Raw genomic sequence first — 17,860 nt, forward strand, 5'->3', positions numbered from 1 at the left:
ATAGTGTCCTTGTGGAGACTTCGGTGCCCGGCGGTCTGCGGATCGGTGCGTTGAGCAAGCGCGCCGGCGTCAGTGAGCACGTCCTCCGTGCCTGGGAGACCAGGTACGGGCTGCTGTCGCCGACCCGTTCGGCCGGCGGCTACCGGCTGTACTCGGAGAGCGACGTACGCCGGGTGCAGCGCATGCGGGCCTTCCTCGCCCAGGGACTGTCCGCGGCCGAGGCGGCGCGCGCCGTGCTGGCCGAACGCTCGACCTTGGCTGCCGACCCGGTCTCCGTACGCAAGGCCGAGGCCGGCGGCGTAGCCAACCTGAGAGCGGCGCTGGACGAGTTGGACGAGCGGGCGGCGCACCACGTGCTGGACGAACTGTTCGGCGCGCTGACCATCGAGGCTGTCATCCGGGACGTGCTGATTCCTTACCTGCACGACCTGGGTGACCGATGGGGCCGGGGAGAGGTGAGCGTCGGGCAGGAGCACTTCGCCAGCAACCTGATCCGGTCCCGGCTCGCGGGCCTGGCTCCTGGGTGGGGTGGGGGCCAGGGTCCGCGGGCGCTACTGGCGTGTCCGCCCGGTGAGCTACACGACATCGCTCTGCTGTCCTTCGGACTGGTACTGCGGCGGTCCGGCTGGCGGGTGATCTACCTCGGTGCGGATTCGCCGATGGCCGATGTGGAACACGCCGCCACGGTGCTCGGACCTGAGCTGGTGATGCTGTCCGCGTCCGACTCCGCACGCTTCGACTCTGTCCACCCCCAACTCGTCCGGCTGGCGCAAACCACGTCCCTTGCGCTGGCCGGACCAGGCGCCTCCTCCGAGCTTGCGGCTGCCGTCGGTGCGCAGTACGTCGACGGCGACCCGGTGACCGCTGCCGAGCAATGGACCAACCGATGAGCCGGGTTCTCGTGACCGGAGCGACCGGCTACATCGGCGGCCGGCTGGTGCCGGAGCTGCTCGCCGCGGGGTACGACGTCCGCGTTCTGGCCCGGAATCCGCAGCGGCTCGACGGGCGTCCGTGGCGGAGCCGGATCGACGTGGTCGAGGGTGATGCCTCCGACCCGGCCGTGCTGACCAGGGCACTGGACTGCGTCGACGTCGCGTACTACCTGATCCACTCGATGGGCACCGGCCGGCGGTTCGAGGAGCGCGACCGGCGTACGGCGCTGGCGTTCGGCGCGGCCAGCCGCGAGTCCGGTGTCGGGCGGATCGTGTACTTGGGCGGTCTGCACCCCGAGGGCGAGGAGTTGTCGCCGCATCTGGGCTCTCGCCGTGAGGTGGGAGAGATCCTCCTGGCCAGCGGCGTACCGACGACAGTGCTGCAGGCGGCGGTGATCATCGGCTCCGGGTCCGCCTCGTTCGAGATGCTGCGCTACCTGACCGAGCGGCTGCCGGTGATGGTGACGCCGCGCTGGCTGGACACGCGGATCCAGCCGATCGCGGTTCGCGACGTACTGCACTACCTCGTCGGATCCGCCCGGATGCCGATCGAGGTGAACCAGGGCTTCGACATCGGTGGACCGGACGTGCTGACGTACCGCGCGATGATGCAGCGGTACGCCGCCGTTGCGGGCCTGCGTCCGCGCCGGATCAGGACGGTGCCGTTGCTGACTCCCAGCCTGTCCAGTCATTGGGTCGGTCTGGTCACGCCGGTGCCTAGTGGCATCGCACGGCCGCTGGTCGACAGCCTGGTGCACGAGGTCGTCTGCAAGAACCACGACATCGACAAGTACGTCGAGCCGCGTCCGTCCGGCGGGATCGGGTTCGACCGCGCGGTCGCGCTCGCACTGAAGAAGGTGCACGACCTGGACGTCAGTACGTCGTGGGCGTCCGCTTCGACACTCGGTGCGCCGAGCGATCCGTTGCCGAGCGACCCGGACTGGTCGGGCGGCTCGCTGTACGTCGACGAACGCGACTGTGCGGTCGATGCGTCACCGGAGCGGCTCTGGAAGGTCATCGAGGGCATCGGGGGTCGCCGCGGCTGGTACTCGTGGCGCCTGGGCTGGTGGACCCGCGGACTGCTCGACCGGATCGTCGGTGGGCCCGGGCTGCGGCGCGGCCGGTTGCACCCGGACACGTTGTCGGTCGGCGATCCGCTCGACTGGTGGCGGGTCGAGACGCTCGAGCGCGGCCGGTTGCTGCGGCTGCGCGCCGAGATGCGGTTGCCGGGGGAGGCCTGGCTCGAGCTGCGGGCCGGGACCGACGAACACGGACGCACGCTGTTCCGGCAGCGCGCGCTGTTCCATCCCCGGGGTCTGCTCGGGGAGCTGTACTGGGCGGCCATCCGGCCGTTCCACGACGTCGTCTTCGGCGGCATGCAGCGCAACATCGCGCACGCCGCCGAACGAGCCGAGGAGGCCCGATGATCGTCATCGAACGTGAAGTGGTCGTCGCAGCCGATCCCGGGCGGGTCTTCGACTACCTCGCCGACTTCCGCAGTACGGAGGAATGGGATCCCGGCACGGTCCGGACCGTGCTGCTGCAGGGCGACGGCGGAATCGGTACGACGTACCGCAACACCTCACGCTTCGCCGGCCGGGAGACCGAGCTGATCTACGAGGTCGTGGAACGCATTCGGCCGGATCGCATCGTTCTGCGGGGTGAGAACCGCACAGTCGTTGCCCACGACACCATGTCGTTCAGCACCGATGCGCACCTCACCCGGGTCACCTATCGCGCCGAGTTCCAGCTCAAAGGCCTGGCCCGGTTGGCGGAACCCTTCTTCCGCAAGCCGTTCGACCGGCTCGGTGAGGAAGCCGAGCAGGGGCTGCGCGACGCTTTGGGGAAGCTGGCGGCATGAGCATGCTGGATACGCTCCTGGACCGGACGGTCATCCCTGGCTACAGCAAGCTGGGCTATCGGCTCCGCAGGCGGAACTGGCCCGACAACGACCCCGCACGCGACGCCCTGCAAGGCAAGACTGTCGTGGTCACCGGTGCGCGCAGCGGGCTGGGCAAAGCCACCGCATCCGGACTCGCCGGGCTGGGCGCCACCGTCCACCTCGTGGTCCGCGACGCCGGCAAGGCTGCCGGTGCGGTCGCGGATCTGCGCGGTGAGGTCCCCGACGCCAGGTTTGTGGTCGACGAGTGCGACATCTCCGACCTGGACGCCGTACGCCGCTATGCCGGCGGACTGAGCGAGCCGATCCACGCGCTGATCCACAACGCCGGCGTCATGCCGCCGAAGCGCACCGAATCACCCCAGGGCCACGAGCTGACGCTGGCCACCCACGTGCTCGGTCCGCTCCTGCTGACAGAGCTCTTGAAACCCCTGCTGGTGAACGGCCGCGTCGTCTTCGTCGCATCCGGAGGCATGTACACGCAGCAGCTGCCGACCGACGATCCGGAGTACCGCCACGGCACCTACCGAGGTGCGACCGCCTATGCGCGGTCCAAACGCATCCAGGTAGCACTGACCCCACTCCTGGCCACCGAGCTGGCCCCCACCTTCGTAGCCACCATGCACCCCGGCTGGTCCGAAACCCCAGGCCTGACGGATTCCCTCCCAGGCTTCACCCGCCTGACGAAGCACCTGCTGCGAACACCAGCCGAAGGAGCCGACACCACCATCTGGCTGGCAGCCACCGAACCAAAACCCCCCACAGGCCAGTTCTGGCACGACCGCGAACCCCGCCCCACCCACTACCTCACCCGAACCCAGGAATCCGACGGCGACCGCCGCAAGATCTGGGCTTACTGCCGAGCAGCCGCAGGCATCCAGCCTGAAGCTGGGTGACTGCCGCCAGCCACGAGACCAACCATTCCGCAGGCGCAGACGCCGGACATACGGGGGGTCCGGGGGGCGAAGCCCCTCCGGCCGGGGTGTGGGGGCTTGGCCCCCACAAAACACAACGGCCGATCCAGGTTCGCGCTCTCCGCGAACACAGATCGGCCAGATCGGTCGCGCCCCCGGCAGGATTCGAACCTGCGCACCCGCCTCCGGAGGGCGGTGCTCTATCCCCTGAGCTACGGGGGCTCAGGAACGTGCAGAACAGTAGCAGGAAGTTCGCTCAAATCCCGAATCAGGCCCGCCGTGTCCGGGGCCGGGCCGATCGTCGTACGGGGGAGCCCTGAGCGGACCCTGGAAGGCGGGTGCGGCGGGATCGGATCGGGCATGGGCACCGTCATAGTGGTCGTAAGGCACAACAGTGGAAAGGAACGCTACTCATGGCTAGCTCTCTGGTCCGCCCGTCAAATGATCGCTGGATCGGCGGTGTCTGTTCCGGACTCGCTCGCCGGTTTGGTATCTCGTCCAACACGATGCGCCTGATCTTCGTGGTCAGCTGCCTCCTGCCCGGCCCGCAGTTCCTGATCTACATCGTCCTGTGGATCCTGATGCCCTCGGAGCGCTGACCCTCCGGCAACCCACGCCGCGCCGCATGGCAACCTGCTCTGCATGAGAGCAGGCAGCTGGCGAACGGCCGTAACGGCAGCCGTCCTGCTGCTCACGAGCAGCGTGGTGGGCGGCTGCCAGGTCGGTCCCGCGCCGCCGGCCGCCGCCGTACTGCGTACTGGCGCACCGCCCTGGGATGCCCCGCGGGATGCGGTCTCGTACATCGACAAGGCGGGCTTCGAACGCCTCCCACTCGACTTCTCCGGCCCCGCGCCGTACACCGTGCACATCGCGGTCAGCGTGGACGGCAAACCGGTCCAGGTCCCGGCCGGCATCGGCATCGACAAGCTCCGCGCCGAGCAGGCCGCCGTACACACCCACACCACCGACGGCCTGGTCTGGGTCGAGGCCAAAACCACCTCCGACCACCCCACCCTCGCCCAGTTCTTCACCCTCTGGGGCATCAGGTACGACGCCACCTGCCTCGCCGACGCCTGCAAGAGCCTCAAGATCACGCTCAACGGCACACCCGCCCCCTGGGACACCGCACTGACTCCGAAAGCGAAGATCACCATCACAGTGCGTCACTGAAATGCAATCATTCGTCGCCTCTTCTGCTAGCATCGGGTGCAGAGGAGGTGATCGATGATGGCAGCGATCACGGTGCGAAATCTGGATGATCACATCAAACAGCGGCTGCGGGTCCGAGCCGCACGGCACGGACGGTCGATGGAGGCCGAGGTGCGAGCCATCCTCGTCGATGCCGTCGGCGAAGACGAGCCCAAGAATCTTCTGATGGCACTGCACGAGCGGTTCGCCGAGCTCGGCGGCGTCGATCTCGACATTCCGCCGCGGAACAGCGCCCCGAGGATCGTGGAATTCGACTGATGATCGTGTTCGACACCAACGTCGTCTCAGAACTGATGAAGGCGACGCCGGATGAGGCGGTGCTGAGCTGGGCCTTGGCGCACAAGGAATACGGCATGTACACGACCGCAATCACTGTGGCCGAGATCCGGCTGGGAATCGAGCAGATGCCGGACGGCCGGCGGAAGACGCGGATGGCGGAGGCCGCGGGCGAGGCCTTCACGGCGTTCTCCGCCACCGTCCTGCCGTTCGACGTCGTAGCCGCTGTGCTCTATCCGCAGGTGGTCGTCGGCCGGTTCAGAGCCGGGTTGCCGATTGACGACGCGGACGCGAAGATCGCCGCGATCTGCCGGATTGTGGATGCGACCTTGGCGACGCGGAACACCGAGGACTTCGCCGGGACCGGCATCCGGCTCGTCAACCCTTGGGAGTAGTCCGAGCTGCCGAGCACTGCCCGGTTTCGTTCGGGGCACCGGGTCGCTGTGAGGGTGTTGAGTGTGCGGTGGATCGGTGTGGCGACGCGGGACTACCAGGAGATGTTCGAGTTCCTCCGCGGCGTGCTGGGGCTCGACCTGGTGTTCGCGGAGGAGACGACCGCCGAGTTCTCGACGGCCGAAGGCGACACCGTGCAGATCATGGCTCCCGGCGACCGGTTCTTCGGGTTCTTCGACGAGTACGCGGGTGGGCCGGTGCCGCTCTTCGAGGTTGACGATGTGCACGCTGCCACCGAGGAGCTCCGGCGGCGCGGGATCGAGCTGGTGGGGCCGCCGGGGGCGGACGAGAAGTGGGAGTGGATCAACGTCCGGGCGCCGGACGGGAACCTGTACGAGCTCGCCGGCCGGCGCTGATCGCGTACCGGGCTGTGGATAGCGAGTCAAGGGTTTGGGCGCAGGCCCATTAGGCTGAGGCGGTGACTCCGGAACAGCTCGCTGAGAAGATCCTGCAGGCCCTGGCCGCGCTCGCCGACGACGGCGCCATCACCGTCGAGGGCGGGCTGCCGCGCGAGCTGAAGGTCGAGCGCCCCAAGAACCCCGAGCACGGGGACTACGCCACCAACGTCGCGATGCAGCTCGGCAAGCGTGCCGGGATGAATCCGCGGCAGTTCGCCGAGCTGCTCGCCGCCCGGCTCCGCGACGACGAGGCGATCACCGCGGTGGACATCGCCGGACCGGGGTTCATCAACCTCCGGGTCGCTGCCGACGCCCAGGGCAAGGTCGCGCAGGCGATCCTCGACGCGGGCCCGACGTACGGCACGGGCGACAGCCTGCAGGGCCGCACGATCAACGTCGAGTTCATCTCGGCCAACCCGACCGGCCCGCTGCACCTCGGCCACACCCGCTGGGCTGCCGTCGGTGACGCGCTCGCCCGGGTGCTGTCCGCCGCGGGCGCGAGCGTGACCCGCGAGTTCTACATCAACGACCGCGGCAACCAGATGGACAAGTTCGGCGCCAGCCTGCAGGCGGCCGCGCACGGGCAGCCGATCCCCGAGGACGGCTACCACGGGGAGTACATCCTCGACCTGGCCAAGCAGATCGTCGCCGAGGTGCCCGGGATCACCGAACTGCCGGACGACGAGCAGCTGATCGCGTTCCGCGAGGCGGGGTACGAGCGCCAGCTCAAGGAGCAGCAGTCCCAGCTCGAGCACTTCCGGACCAAGTTCGACGTGTGGTTCTCCGAGCGCAGCCTGCACGAGCAGGACGGCGTCGGCCACGCGATCCAGAAGCTCCGCGAGCAAGGCCATCTGTACGACGCGGACGACGCGTTGTGGATGCGGACCACGGACTTCGCCGACGACAAGGACCGCGTGCTGATCCGCTCGAACGGCGAGCCGACGTACTTCGCCTCCGACGCGGCCTACTACGTGAACAAGCGCGAGCGCGGTTTCGAGACCTGCGTCTACATGCTCGGCGCGGACCACCACGGCTACGTGAACCGGCTGAAGGCGATCGCGGCCTGCGCCGGCGACGACCCCGAGCACAACATCGAGATCCTGATCGGCCAGCTGGTGAAGATCCTCAAGGGCGGCGAGGAGATGAAGCTGTCCAAGCGGGCCGGCACGATCGTCACGCTCGCCGAGCTGGTCGAGGAGGGCGGCGTCGACGCCCTGCGCTACACGCTCTGCCGCTACCCGACCGACTCGCCGCTGACCCTGGACATCGAGGAGATGACCCGCCAGGCCAGCGAGAACCCGGTGTACTACGTGCAGTACGCGCACGCCAGGCTGGCCTCGATCCTGCGCAACGCGGACGAGCTCGGCATCAAGCTGGACGAGTTCGACCCGGGCCTGCTCAGCCACGAGCGCGAGGGCGACCTGCTCCGCGCGCTGGCCGAGTTCCCGCGCGTCGTCGCGACTGCTGCCGAGCTGCGCGAACCGCACCGAATCGCGCGGTACCTGGAAGACACGGCGTCGGCGTTCCACAAGTTCTACGACAGCTGCCGCGTGCTGCCGCGCGGCGACGAGGAGGTCGAGCCGGTGCACAAGGCTCGCCTGACCCTGGTCTCCGCGACCCGGACCGTGTTCGCCAACGGGCTCGACCTGCTCGGCGTCTCCGCACCGGAGCGGATGTGAGGGCGCACGAGGCGGGCGCGCTGCACGCCGACATCGGCCACCGGGCTCCACCGTGGCTGCGCGCGCCGCGGGACCCCAACGACCTGGTCACCTCGCTCTGGTCGATGTCGGCCAAGAAGACGGCCGAGGGCTCGCTGGTCGTCGGCGGCGTCGACGTCCGCGACCTGGTCGCCGAGCACGGCAGCCCGGCCTTCGTCCTGGACGAGGACGACTTCCGGGCCCGCGCCCGTGCCTTCAAGACGGCGTTCAAGGACTTCGACGTCTACTACGCCGGCAAGGCGTTCCTGTGTACGACGGTCGTCCGCTGGGTGATGGAAGAGGGCCTGAACCTCGACATCTGCAGCGGGGGAGAGCTTGCCGTCGCGCTTCGGGCCGGTGCCGACCCGAAGCGGTTGGGCTTCCACGGCAACAACAAGTCCGAGTCCGAGCTGGCTCGCGCGCTGGACGCCGGCGTCGGGCGGATCATCGTCGACTCGCAGTACGAGATCTCCCGGCTGATCGAGCTGGCGGGGGAGCGCAACGTCGTCGCGCCGGTGATGATCCGGGTGACGGCGGGCGTCGAGGCACACACCCACGAGTACATCGCGACCGCGCACGAGGACCAGAAGTTCGGCTTCTCGATCACGTCCGGCGCGGCCTTCGAAGCCGTTGCCCGGGTCAACGAAGCGCCGGAGCTCGAGCTGCTCGGCCTGCACTCGCACATCGGTTCGCAGATCTTCGACTCGTCGGGGTTCGAGGTGGCCGCGAAGCGCGTGATCGCCTTGCACGCAAGGGTTTCCGACGAGCTCGGCGTGGACATGCCGGAGCTCGATCTCGGCGGCGGGTTCGGGATCGCGTACACGACGCAGGACGACCCGTCCGACCCCGCGCAGCTCGCGACCGAGATGGGCAAGATCGTCGAGCACGAGTGCCGCGCCTTCGAGGTCGACATCCCCAAGGTGTCGATCGAGCCGGGACGCGCGATCGTCGGTCCGGCCATGTGCACGGTGTACTCCGTCGGCACGGTCAAGGAGGTCGAGCTCGACGCCGGCGCTATGCGGACGTATGTGTCCGTGGACGGCGGCATGAGCGACAACATCCGCGCCGCGCTGTACGACGCCGACTACTCCTGCACGCTGGCCAACCGCTACTCCGACACCGAGCCGACACTCGCCCGCGTGGTCGGGAAGCACTGCGAGGCCGGCGACATCGTCGTGAAGGACGAGTTCCTGCCCGCCGATGTCCAGCCCGGTGACCTGATCGCCGTCCCGGGGACCGGCGCGTACTGCCGCTCGATGGCGAGCAACTACAACCACGTGCCGCGGCCGCCGGTGATCGCGGTGAAGGACGGCCGAACGCGGGTCGTCGTACGCCGTGAGACCGAAGACGACCTGCTTCGCCTTGATATGGGGACCGCTGAATGATCGAGACCGCGAACGACAACAAACCTCTCAAGGTAGGCCTGCTCGGTTGCGGAGTGGTCGGCACCGAGGTGGTGCGGATCCTGACCGAGCAGGCGGACCATCTCGCGGCCCGCGTCGGCGCCCGCCTGGAGATCGCGGGCATCGCCGTACGCCGCCCCGGCCGCGCCCGCGACATCGCGGTCGACCCGGCGCTGATCACGACCGACGCCCAGGCGCTGGTGTCGCGCGGCGATCTGGATCTGGTGATCGAGGTGATCGGCGGTCTCGAGCCCGCCCGGAGCCTGATCCTGACCGCGCTCGAGCACGGCGCCTCCGTCGTCACGGCGAACAAGGCGCTGCTCGCGGAGGACGGCCCGACGCTGTTCGCGGCCGCGGAGAAGTACGAGCGCGACCTGTACTTCGAGGCCGCCGTCGCCGGCGCGATCCCGATCCTGCGGCCGCTGCGCGAGTCGCTCGCCGGCGACGACGTGATCCGGGTGATGGGCATCGTCAACGGCACCACGAACTACATCCTCGACAAGATGGACACCACCGGCGCCGGCTTCGACGAGGCGCTCGAGGAGGCCCAGGCCCTCGGGTACGCGGAGGCCGACCCGACCGCGGACATCGAGGGATTCGACGCCGCCGCGAAGGCAGCGCTCCTGGCCAGCCTGGCGTTCCACACCCGCGTCTCGATCGCCGACGTACACCGCGAGGGCATCACCGAGGTCAGCGCGACCGACATCGCATCGGCCCGCGAGATGGGCTGCGTGGTCAAGTCGCTGGCGATCTGCGAGCTCGACGAGACGACCGACTCGGTCAGCGCCCGCGTGTATCCGGCGATGATCCCGCTCACGCATCCGTTGGCCAGTGTCCGGGACGCGTACAACGCGGTTTTCGTGGAAAGCAAAGCAGCCGGGCGGCTGATGTTCTATGGTCGTGGTGCCGGCGGCGCCCCGACGGCCAGTGCAGTCCTCGGGGATCTGGTGTCCGCCGCGCGCAACCGGCTCAAGGGCGTGCCGGGTGTCGGCGAGTCGTCGTACACCCAGCGGTCCGTGCGGCCGATGGGCGACGCGATGACCCGCTACCACGTGTCGCTGGATGTGGCCGACAAGGCCGGTGTGCTGGCGGCGGTGGCCCAGGCGTTCGCCGAGCACGACGTGTCGATCCAGACCGTCCGCCAGGAAGGCCGGGGCAGTGACGCGGAGCTGGTTGTGGTCACTCACACCGCGACCGACGCCGCGTTGGCCGCGACCGTGGACGCCTTGCGCGACATGGACATCGTTCGGGAAGTCAGCAGTGTGATGCGGGTGGAAGGCGAGTAGAACTATGGCTCACCAGTGGCAGGGCGTGATCGAGGAGTACCGATACCGGCTTCCTGTGTCGGCGGACACGCCGGTCGTCACGCTCGGCGAGGGCGGTACGCCGCTGGTGGCCGCGCAGTGGCTGAGCGAGCAGACCGGCTGCGAGGTCTGGCTGAAGGTCGAGGGCAACAACCCGACCGGCTCGTTCAAGGACCGCGGCATGACCGTGGCGATCTCGCTCGCCGCGCAGGCAGGTGACAAGGCGGTTGTGTGCGCCTCGACCGGCAACACCTCGGCCTCGGCCGCGGCGTACGCCGTGCGCGCCGGGATGGTCCCGCTGGTGCTGATCCCGGCCGGCCGGATCGCGAAGGGCAAGCTCGCGCAGGCGGTCGTGCACGGCGCCAAGCTGGTGCAGATCGACGGCGGCTTCGACGACTGCCTGCGGATCGTCCGTGAACTGGGCAAGCACTACCCGGTCGCCCTGGTGAACTCGGTCAACCCGGTCCGCCTGGAAGGGCAGAAGACCGCGGCGTTCGAGGTGTGCGACGCGCTCGGCGACGCGCCCGATCTGCACCTGCTTCCGGTCGGCAACGCGGGCAACATCGCGGCCTACTGGAAGGGATATCAGGAGTACGCAAAGGACAAGCTCGCCACCCGGACCCCGCAGATGTGGGGGTTCCAGGCCGAGGGCGCAGCGCCGATCGTGCGCGGCGCGATCGTCGAGAAGCCCGAGACCGCGGCCACCGCGATCCGGGTCGGCAACCCGGCGTCGTGGACGCTGGCCGAGGCCGCGCGGGACGAGTCGGGCGGCCGGATCGAGATGATCACCGACGAGATGATCCTGAACGCGCAGCGTGAGCTGGCCGCTCGTGAGGGCGTGTTCGTGGAGCCGGCTTCGGCCGCTGGGATCGCCGGTCTGCTCCACGCCAAGGCGCAGGGCTGGCTGCCCGGTGGCTCGACCATCGCCATTACGGTGACAGGCCATGGCCTGAAGGACATCGACACGGCCCTCGACCACGTGAGCATGGACGAGTCGCCGGTCACCGCGGCCGACACCGACGCGGTAGCCCGCGTCGCCGGCCTGGCATGAGCGCGGCCGTGCCGCCCTCGACCGCCGACCGGCCCGCCGCCGAATCGTCGGCAGGTTCCGCCGCCGCGCAGTCCACGGGCGGTGCGCAACGCCGGCCGTGTGACCAGGTGCGGGTGCGGGTTCCGGCGACGAGCGCGAACCTCGGCCCGGGATTCGACGCGTTCGGCCTCGCGCTGACGTTGTACGACGACTTGGTCGTCACGCCCGGCGGGTCCGGCGTGACTGTCCAGGTGAGCGGCTGCGGCGAGGGCGAAGTGCCGCTGGACGAGACCCATCTCGTGGTGCAGTCGATCCGGGCCGGCCTCGAGGCGCTCGGTGCAGCGGTGCCCGGGTTCACGTTGCGCTGCGAGAACCGGATCCCGCACGGTCGCGGGCTCGGTTCGTCGTCCGCGGCGATCGTCGGCGGCCTCGCGGCGGCGTACGCGTTGGCGGGGGAGCCGGTCGATCGCGAGCGTCTCGTCGTACTCGCGAACGAGCTCGAAGGGCACCCGGACAACGTCGCGGCCGCAGCCCTTGGCGGGTTCACGATCGCTTGGACAGAAGGAGCAGAGCCAACCGAGGGGCGTGGCCGCGCGGTTCGTCTGGAACCGGCGGACGGACTGGCTGCGGTTGCTTATGTACCTGACAATCGCGTGCTGACCAAAGAGGCGCGCGGACTGCTGCCGGGCGTTGTTTCCCACACCGACGCGGCGGCGAACGCGGGCAAAGCCGCATTGCTCGTCGCGGCGATGACCGGCCGGCCGGAATTGCTGTTGACCGCGACCGAGGACCGGCTGCATCAGGAGTACCGCGAGCCGGCGATGCCCGAGAGCCTTGCGCTGGTGCACAAACTGCGCGGTAGCGGGCTGGCCGCGATCGTCAGCGGAGCCGGCCCGACGGTCGCCGTACTGGGTATTCAGGACGGTAAAGGCGCAGGTCACGGCAATCTTTTCGGCGGAACTCCGGAGCCGCCGGACGGCTGGACGAAGTACGAGCTGGAGATTGATCCAGTCGGCGTACAGGTCTGGTCCATGGAAGCCGGCTGAAACGGGGAATCCTGAGCTGCTGACACGCGTTGTACAGACCGAGTCAACCGGACGACCCGTAGTGGTGCTAGTCTCGACTCACCCGATCCCCTCCAGGTGATCGGTGAACTCTCGTCACGATCCGGGCTGTGCTCCCGGCACCCTGTGTTGTGTGGCGACCCTCCTGTGGATGTGACCTTGCGCCGCCTGCGTCGGAGAAGTCCGGGGGGACTCAGATCGAGCGAGAGCCTCTTGTACCCCGCGTGCCCGTTGTGCGGTCGTGGGTGGAATGAAATTGGTCGATGAGCCGTGCAGGCCTTCGACGATCCGTGTGGGAAGGACCTCACGTGACAGAAACTGTTGAAGCCTCCAGCGCAGGAGACGCCGCGGCTACCACCGCGCCGCGTCGCCGCAAAGCTGGTGGCGGCCTCGAGGGCATGCTGCTCCCCGAGCTCAAGCAGCTCGCCGGGACGCTCGGCATCAAGGGCACCGGCGCACTGCGCAAGGGCCAGCTGATCGAGGCGATCAAGGCCGCTCAGGCCGGTGGTTCCACCGCCGGCGGCGGCTCGACCGGTGGCTCCCGGGCGAAGGCGACGCAGCCGACGCTGGACGAGGCCGCCGAGTCCTCCGCGTCCTCAGCGCCCGCGGCGAAGACCGCTGAGGCGCCGGCCAAGCGCGAGGGCGGCAGCCGCCGGACCCGAGCCGCGGCCCAGAAAGAGACGCCGCAAGACACTCCGAAGGACGAATCGGCGCGGAACGGCGCCGCTCCCGAGGTGACCGCTCCGGCCGCCGCGACCGTCACCGCCTCGGCTCCGGCCGAGGCGCCGGCCGCCGGGCACGCCGGGCACGCCGGGACCGCCGCTCAGAACGGCGCCTCCGAGCGGGTCGAGACCCGTGACGACGAGCGCGCCGACGACCGCGGCGACAATCAGAGCCGCAACCGCAACCGGGACGGCCGCGACGGCAGCCAGAACCGGGACCGCAACCGCGACACCCAGAACCGGGACACCAACCGGGACGGTCAGCGCGACAGCCAGCGCGACGGTCAGGGCAACCGGGACGGCAACCGTGACGGCAACCGTGACGGCAACCGTGACGGCAACCGTGACGGCAACCGGGACCGGAACCGCGACACGAACCGCGATGGTCAGCGTGACAACCAGCGCGATGGCCAGCGTGATGGTCAGGGCGACAACCAGCGGAACCGCCAGGACGATCGCGGTGAGGAAGGCGACGGACGTCGTCGTCGCCGCCGCGGACGCGACCGGGACCGCAACCGCGACGGCCAGCCGGGCAACCGCGACGGTGGCCGGGACGGCGGGCGTGACGGCGGTCGCGACAGCAACCGCAACCGTGGTCGCGGCGAGCGGTTCGACGCCGAGCCGACGATCAGCGAGGACGACGTCCTCGTCCCGGCCGCGGGCATCCTCGACGTACTCGACAACTACGCGTTCGTCCGGACCAGTGGCTACCTGCCCGGCCCGAACGACGTGTACGTCGCGCTCTCGATGGTCAAGCGCTACGGCCTGCGCAAGGGCGACGCGATCACCGGTGCGGTGAAGCAGCCGCAGGAGGGCGAGCGCAAGGAGAAGTTCAACCCGCTGGTCCGGATCGACACCGTCAACGGCGCCGACCCGGAGATCGCCAAGCAGCGGCAGGACTTCAACAAGCTGACTCCGCTGTACGCGACCGAGCGGCTCCGGCTGGAGACCGAGCCGGGGATCCTGACCACCCGGATCGTCGACATCGTCAGCCCGATCGGCAAGGGCCAGCGCGGCCTGATCGTCTCGCCGCCCAAGGCCGGTAAGACGATGGTGCTCCAGGCGCTCGCGAACGCGATCACCACGAACAACCCCGAAGTGCACCTGATGGTCGTGCTGGTGGACGAGCGGCCCGAAGAGGTCACCGACATGCAGCGCACGGTCAAGGGTGAGGTCATCGCCTCGACGTTCGACCGGCCGGCCGACGACCACACCACGGTCGCGGAGCTGGCGATCGAGCGGGCGAAGCGGCTGGTCGAGCTCGGCCACGACGTCGTCGTCCTGCTCGACTCGATCACCCGGCTGGGCCGCGCGTACAACATCGCGGCGCCCGCCAGCGGCCGGATCCTGTCCGGCGGTGTGGACTCGTCCGCACTGTACCCGCCGAAGCGGTTCTTCGGTGCGGCCCGCAACATCGAGGACGGCGGCTCGCTGACCATCCTCGCGACCGCGCTGATCGAGACCGGCTCGAAGATGGACGAGGTGATCTTCGAGGAGTTCAAGGGCACCGGCAACATGGAGCTCCGGCTGCGCCGTGAGTTCGCCGACCGGCGGATCTTCCCGGCCATCGACGTCGTCGCCTCCGGCACCCGCCGCGAGGAGCTGCTGATGTCGAAGGACGAGACCCAGGTCGTCTGGAAGCTGCGCCGCGTGCTCTCGGCCCTCGACGGTCAGGCGGCGCTGGAACTGCTGATCGGCAAGCTCAAGGAGAGCAAGTCGAACATCGAGTTCCTGCTCCAGGTCAACAAGACCACGCCGTCGACCGGCGCCGGCCACAGCACCACCAACGGCGACTGACCACCCCGGCGCGGCTCACCCGCCGCGCCGGCCCAGTCCGTCTCAGGGGTCAACCCCTGAGCTTGCCGGTTGACACCCTGCATGCAGGTGGACGAACCGACCAGCTCGGGGGTTGACCCCTGAGACGTGCCGGGGCTGAGACGTGCCCGGGGCTGACTCTCGGCTGGCTGAGGATGTTCTCAGCCAGCTGAGAGAAGCTGAGAAAAGCTGTGCCCGGGGTTCATCTCGACCTAATCGAAGGTTTCTCCCCGGAGGAATGCTCCAACCCGTCAAGTAGTCACAGACTTCGGCGGGAGTTGGAATGCGCACACACTGGCGATTCACGGCGGTGGTCGGGATCGCGTTGGTCGCGGCCACCGGCGTCGCGGCGGCGAAGGTGCTGCCCGAGCGGCACGCAGGCCCGGCGCCGGACGGTTCGGCGGTCACGACGTACGGCTGGCGGGTCACACCGGCCGGGAACCAGACCAAGCTCGGTGAGAAGCCGTTCGGTGCGGTGCTCAGCCCCGACGGCAAGTACCTCGCGGTCAGCAACGACGGCACTCGGACCCAGAGCCTCTCGCTGGTCGAGGCCGCGAGCGGCAAGGTGCTCCAGAGCCTGCCGTACACGAGTCCGGAGGCGCTGTTCATCGGTCTCGCCTGGAGTCCGGACGGCACGAAGTTGTACGCGGCCGCGGGTGGCAACGACAAGATCCGGGTCTACTCGCTGGCTGATGGCCTGCTGACCGAGACCACCCCGATCACGCTGCCCAAGGGCTCGTTCCCGGCCGGCCTCACGACCAGCGCGGACGGCTCCAAGCTCTACGTGGCCGACAACGGCAGCGGTGGTCTGGCAGCAGTCGACACCGCGACGGGCAAGGTGCTCGGTACGGTCGCCACCGGCGCGAACCCGTTCACGGTCGGGCTGACCGGCGACGGAGAGACGGCGTACGTCTCGAACTGGGGGACGAACACGGTCTCGGCCGTCGACACCGCGACCCTGAAGGTCCGCGCAACGCTGACCGTCGGCAGCCACCCGACCGCGATCGTCCGCAACCCGGCCACCGGTGAAATGCTGGTCGCGGTCACCGACGCCGACAAGGTCATCGGCGTCAACCCGGCCACGGACGCGATCACGCGGACGATCGACCTGGCGCCGTACCGGCACGCTCCGGTCGGCTCGAGCCCGCAGGGCCTGGCGATCGACGGGAAGACCTTGTACGTCGCGAACGCCGGCGACAACGACGTCGCGGTCGTGAATCTCGCCAACAACCACGTCAGCGGGCTGATCCCGACCGGCTGGTACCCGACCACGGTCACCGTCACCAAGGACAAGCACCGGCTGCTGGTGACGAACGCGAAGGGACTCGGCGCAGGCCCGAACCCGGGCGGTCCGCAGCCGACCAACCCGGTCGTCGACTATTCGCAGTACGTCGGCTCGATGATCATGGGCACGCTGTCCGACATCGCCGTACCCCGCCCGCCCGAGCTGGCGCACTACACCAAACAGGTCCGGCAGAACGACGGGTTCGACACGGCCGTGCACCCGAACGGCCCGGCGAACGTCGTACCGGCGCGGCCCGGGGACCCGAGCCCCATCAAGCACGTGATCTACGTGGTCAAGGAGAACCGGACGTACGACCAGGTGTTCGGCTCGCTCGGTAAGGGCGACGGCGATCCGGCGCTGAACCTGTTCGGCGACGAGTCCGCGCCGAACCACCGGCAGCTCGCCCGGCAGTTCGTCACGCTGGACAACTTCTACGCCGACGGCGCGGTCTCGTCCGACGGCTGGGAGTGGGCCACCGGGTCGGAGTCCAACGCCTACAACGAGCACCTGTGGCCGGTCGCGTACAGCAGCCGCGGACGCAGCGACGACGTGTACACCAACCAGGCAACGGATCCGGGCAAGCTGACCGGCGACTCGCGGATCTGGGATCGGCTCGACGACGCGGGCATCTCGTACCGCAACTCCGGCATGTGGGCCGGCGGCCCGCTGCCCGCCAAGGTGTTCGCAACCGAGCCGCGACTGGCCGCACACACCGACCCGAACTACGCGGCGCAGAACGGTGACATCAAGGACGTGACCCGGGCCGACGAGTGGATCCAGCAGTACCAGGCAGCCTCGACGGCCGGGACCGTGCCGACCATGCAGTTCATCCGGCTCGCGAACGACCACACGTTCGGTACGTCGGTGGGCAAGCCGACGCCGAAGGCCGCGGTGGCCGACAACGACCTGGCGCTCGGCCGGATCGTCGACGCTGTGTCGCACAGCAAGGAGTGGAAGGACACCGCGATCTTCGTCACCGAGGACGACGCGCAGAACGGGCCCGACCACGTCGACGCGCACCGGACCGTCGCGCTGGTGATCAGCCCGTACACGCAGACCGGCAAGGTCGACTCGACCATGTACAGCACGGTGGCGATGATGCGCACGATGGAGCTGATCGCCGGGATCGGGCCGCTGACCCAGTTCGACGCCGCGGCGACCCCGATGACGGCGAGCTTCACCGCCAAGCCGGACTTCACGCCGTACGACGCCCGGACGCCGGCGCAGTCGCTCGACGAGAAGAACACCGCGGCCGCACCGCTGGCGGCGGAGTCGTCGAAGATGAACTTCAGCGGCGCCGACCTGGCTCCCGAGCGGCAGTTGAACGAGGCGATCTGGAAGAGCGTCAAGGGCGCGGACAGCCCGATGCCGGCGCCGCGGGGCGTCCCGGCGAGCGGGGCGGAGGCGGCCGAGGAAGGCGGGCGCTGACCCGGATTTCCGCCGGATCGGCGGGTCGTG

At 69.2% G+C, this 17,860-nt stretch carries 16 protein-coding genes and 1 tRNA gene; 16 read left to right on the plus strand and 1 reads right to left on the minus strand.

All coding sequences use genetic code 11. From position 1 onward, the window contains the following. Window positions 1-11: 11 nt before the first annotated feature. From EV653_RS38575 to EV653_RS38590, 4 genes are read left to right on the plus strand one after another with little or no spacing between them, the layout of a single operon-like run. Window positions 12-890 carry a MerR family transcriptional regulator gene (locus EV653_RS38575; RefSeq protein WP_166679694.1) on the plus strand — a complete coding sequence of 293 codons (879 nt, stop codon included), beginning with the start codon at window positions 12-14 and terminating at the stop codon, window positions 888-890. Continuing rightward, the gene (locus EV653_RS38580) at window positions 887-2,359 is read left to right on the plus strand and encodes an SDR family oxidoreductase (protein WP_134111249.1); all 1,473 of its coding nucleotides are present in this window, start codon (window positions 887-889) and stop codon (window positions 2,357-2,359) included. The genes EV653_RS38575 and EV653_RS38580 overlap by 4 nt, the downstream gene beginning before the upstream one ends. Next, complete coding sequence (locus EV653_RS38585; protein ID WP_134111251.1) at window positions 2,356-2,793, plus strand: SRPBCC family protein; 438 nt, start codon at window positions 2,356-2,358, stop codon at window positions 2,791-2,793. The genes EV653_RS38580 and EV653_RS38585 overlap by 4 nt, the downstream gene beginning before the upstream one ends. After that, window positions 2,790-3,728 (plus strand): SDR family NAD(P)-dependent oxidoreductase, encoded by a 939-nt coding sequence (locus EV653_RS38590; RefSeq protein ID WP_134111254.1) that lies wholly within the window; start codon window positions 2,790-2,792, stop codon window positions 3,726-3,728. The genes EV653_RS38585 and EV653_RS38590 overlap by 4 nt, the downstream gene beginning before the upstream one ends. Before the next feature lie 168 nt (window positions 3,729-3,896). On the opposite strand, the gene EV653_RS38595 is transcribed toward EV653_RS38590, so the two are convergent. Next, a tRNA-Arg gene (locus EV653_RS38595) sits at window positions 3,897-3,968 on the minus strand. A gap of 191 nt (window positions 3,969-4,159) precedes the next feature. On the opposite strand from EV653_RS38595, the gene EV653_RS38600 reads away from it, so the two are divergent. The 12 genes from EV653_RS38600 (at window position 4,160) to EV653_RS38655 (ending at window position 17,830) form a co-directional block, all read left to right on the plus strand. Next, on the plus strand, window positions 4,160-4,345 hold the full coding sequence (locus tag EV653_RS38600; RefSeq protein WP_134111256.1) for a PspC domain-containing protein: 186 nt from the start codon (window positions 4,160-4,162) through the stop codon (window positions 4,343-4,345). A gap of 43 nt (window positions 4,346-4,388) precedes the next feature. Further along, window positions 4,389-4,916 (plus strand): hypothetical protein, encoded by a 528-nt coding sequence (locus tag EV653_RS38605; protein WP_134111258.1) that lies wholly within the window; start codon window positions 4,389-4,391, stop codon window positions 4,914-4,916. Window positions 4,917-4,970: 54 nt separating this feature from the next. Further along, a complete protein-coding gene (locus EV653_RS38610) occupies window positions 4,971-5,213 on the plus strand; it encodes a FitA-like ribbon-helix-helix domain-containing protein (RefSeq protein ID WP_238160738.1) in 243 nt (80 codons plus the stop codon). After that, on the plus strand, window positions 5,213-5,626 hold the full coding sequence (locus EV653_RS38615) for a type II toxin-antitoxin system VapC family toxin (RefSeq protein WP_134111260.1): 414 nt from the start codon (window positions 5,213-5,215) through the stop codon (window positions 5,624-5,626). Before EV653_RS38610 ends, EV653_RS38615 begins: the two co-directional genes overlap by 1 nt. A 63-nt stretch (window positions 5,627-5,689) precedes the next feature. Then, window positions 5,690-6,040, plus strand: coding sequence for a VOC family protein (locus EV653_RS38620; RefSeq protein ID WP_134111262.1), 351 nt, complete (start codon window positions 5,690-5,692; stop codon window positions 6,038-6,040). Window positions 6,041-6,102: 62 nt separating this feature from the next. After that, a complete protein-coding gene (gene argS / locus EV653_RS38625) occupies window positions 6,103-7,761 on the plus strand; it encodes an arginine--tRNA ligase (RefSeq protein WP_134111264.1) in 1,659 nt (552 codons plus the stop codon). Next, on the plus strand, window positions 7,758-9,164 hold the full coding sequence (lysA, locus tag EV653_RS38630) for a diaminopimelate decarboxylase (RefSeq protein ID WP_134111266.1): 1,407 nt from the start codon (window positions 7,758-7,760) through the stop codon (window positions 9,162-9,164). Before argS ends, lysA begins: the two co-directional genes overlap by 4 nt. Next, window positions 9,161-10,468: a homoserine dehydrogenase gene (locus EV653_RS38635; RefSeq protein WP_134111268.1), complete on the plus strand. Its 1,308-nt coding sequence runs from the start codon at window positions 9,161-9,163 to the stop codon at window positions 10,466-10,468. The genes lysA and EV653_RS38635 overlap by 4 nt, the downstream gene beginning before the upstream one ends. Before the next feature lie 4 nt (window positions 10,469-10,472). After that, on the plus strand, window positions 10,473-11,537 hold the full coding sequence (thrC, locus tag EV653_RS38640) for a threonine synthase (RefSeq protein ID WP_134111270.1): 1,065 nt from the start codon (window positions 10,473-10,475) through the stop codon (window positions 11,535-11,537). An 8-nt stretch (window positions 11,538-11,545) separates the two neighbouring features. Continuing rightward, window positions 11,546-12,562, plus strand: a complete 1,017-nt coding sequence (thrB, locus tag EV653_RS38645; protein WP_238160739.1) for a homoserine kinase — start codon at window positions 11,546-11,548, stop codon at window positions 12,560-12,562. Window positions 12,563-12,888: 326 nt separating this feature from the next. Further along, window positions 12,889-15,099: a transcription termination factor Rho gene (rho, locus tag EV653_RS38650; RefSeq protein WP_134111275.1), complete on the plus strand. Its 2,211-nt coding sequence runs from the start codon at window positions 12,889-12,891 to the stop codon at window positions 15,097-15,099. Window positions 15,100-15,400: 301 nt separating this feature from the next. Further along, window positions 15,401-17,830: a bifunctional YncE family protein/alkaline phosphatase family protein gene (locus EV653_RS38655; RefSeq protein ID WP_134111277.1), complete on the plus strand. Its 2,430-nt coding sequence runs from the start codon at window positions 15,401-15,403 to the stop codon at window positions 17,828-17,830. Window positions 17,831-17,860: the final 30 nt, after the last annotated feature.

Origin of the sequence: Kribbella pratensis (assembly GCF_004365355.1) — a bacterium.
Taxonomy (GTDB): Bacteria; Actinomycetota; Actinomycetes; order Propionibacteriales; family Kribbellaceae; genus Kribbella.

Excerpts from the sequence above, each read along its gene's own strand:
- EV653_RS38580 (WP_134111249.1), top strand. The coding sequence starts at position 887 with ATGAGCCGGGTTCTCGTGACCGGAGCGACCGGCTACATCGGCGGCCGG.
- EV653_RS38585 (WP_134111251.1), top strand. The coding sequence starts at position 2,356 with ATGATCGTCATCGAACGTGAAGTGGTCGTCGCAGCCGATCCCGGGCGG.
- EV653_RS38590 (WP_134111254.1), top strand. The coding sequence starts at position 2,790 with ATGAGCATGCTGGATACGCTCCTGGACCGGACGGTCATCCCTGGCTAC.
- EV653_RS38600 (WP_134111256.1), top strand. The coding sequence starts at position 4,160 with ATGGCTAGCTCTCTGGTCCGCCCGTCAAATGATCGCTGGATCGGCGGT.
- EV653_RS38605 (WP_134111258.1), top strand. The coding sequence starts at position 4,389 with ATGAGAGCAGGCAGCTGGCGAACGGCCGTAACGGCAGCCGTCCTGCTG.
- EV653_RS38610 (WP_238160738.1), top strand. The coding sequence starts at position 4,971 with ATGATGGCAGCGATCACGGTGCGAAATCTGGATGATCACATCAAACAG.
- EV653_RS38615 (WP_134111260.1), top strand. The coding sequence starts at position 5,213 with ATGATCGTGTTCGACACCAACGTCGTCTCAGAACTGATGAAGGCGACG.
- EV653_RS38635 (WP_134111268.1), top strand. The coding sequence starts at position 9,161 with ATGATCGAGACCGCGAACGACAACAAACCTCTCAAGGTAGGCCTGCTC.
- thrC (WP_134111270.1), top strand. The coding sequence starts at position 10,473 with ATGGCTCACCAGTGGCAGGGCGTGATCGAGGAGTACCGATACCGGCTT.
- EV653_RS38655 (WP_134111277.1), top strand. The coding sequence starts at position 15,401 with ATGCGCACACACTGGCGATTCACGGCGGTGGTCGGGATCGCGTTGGTC.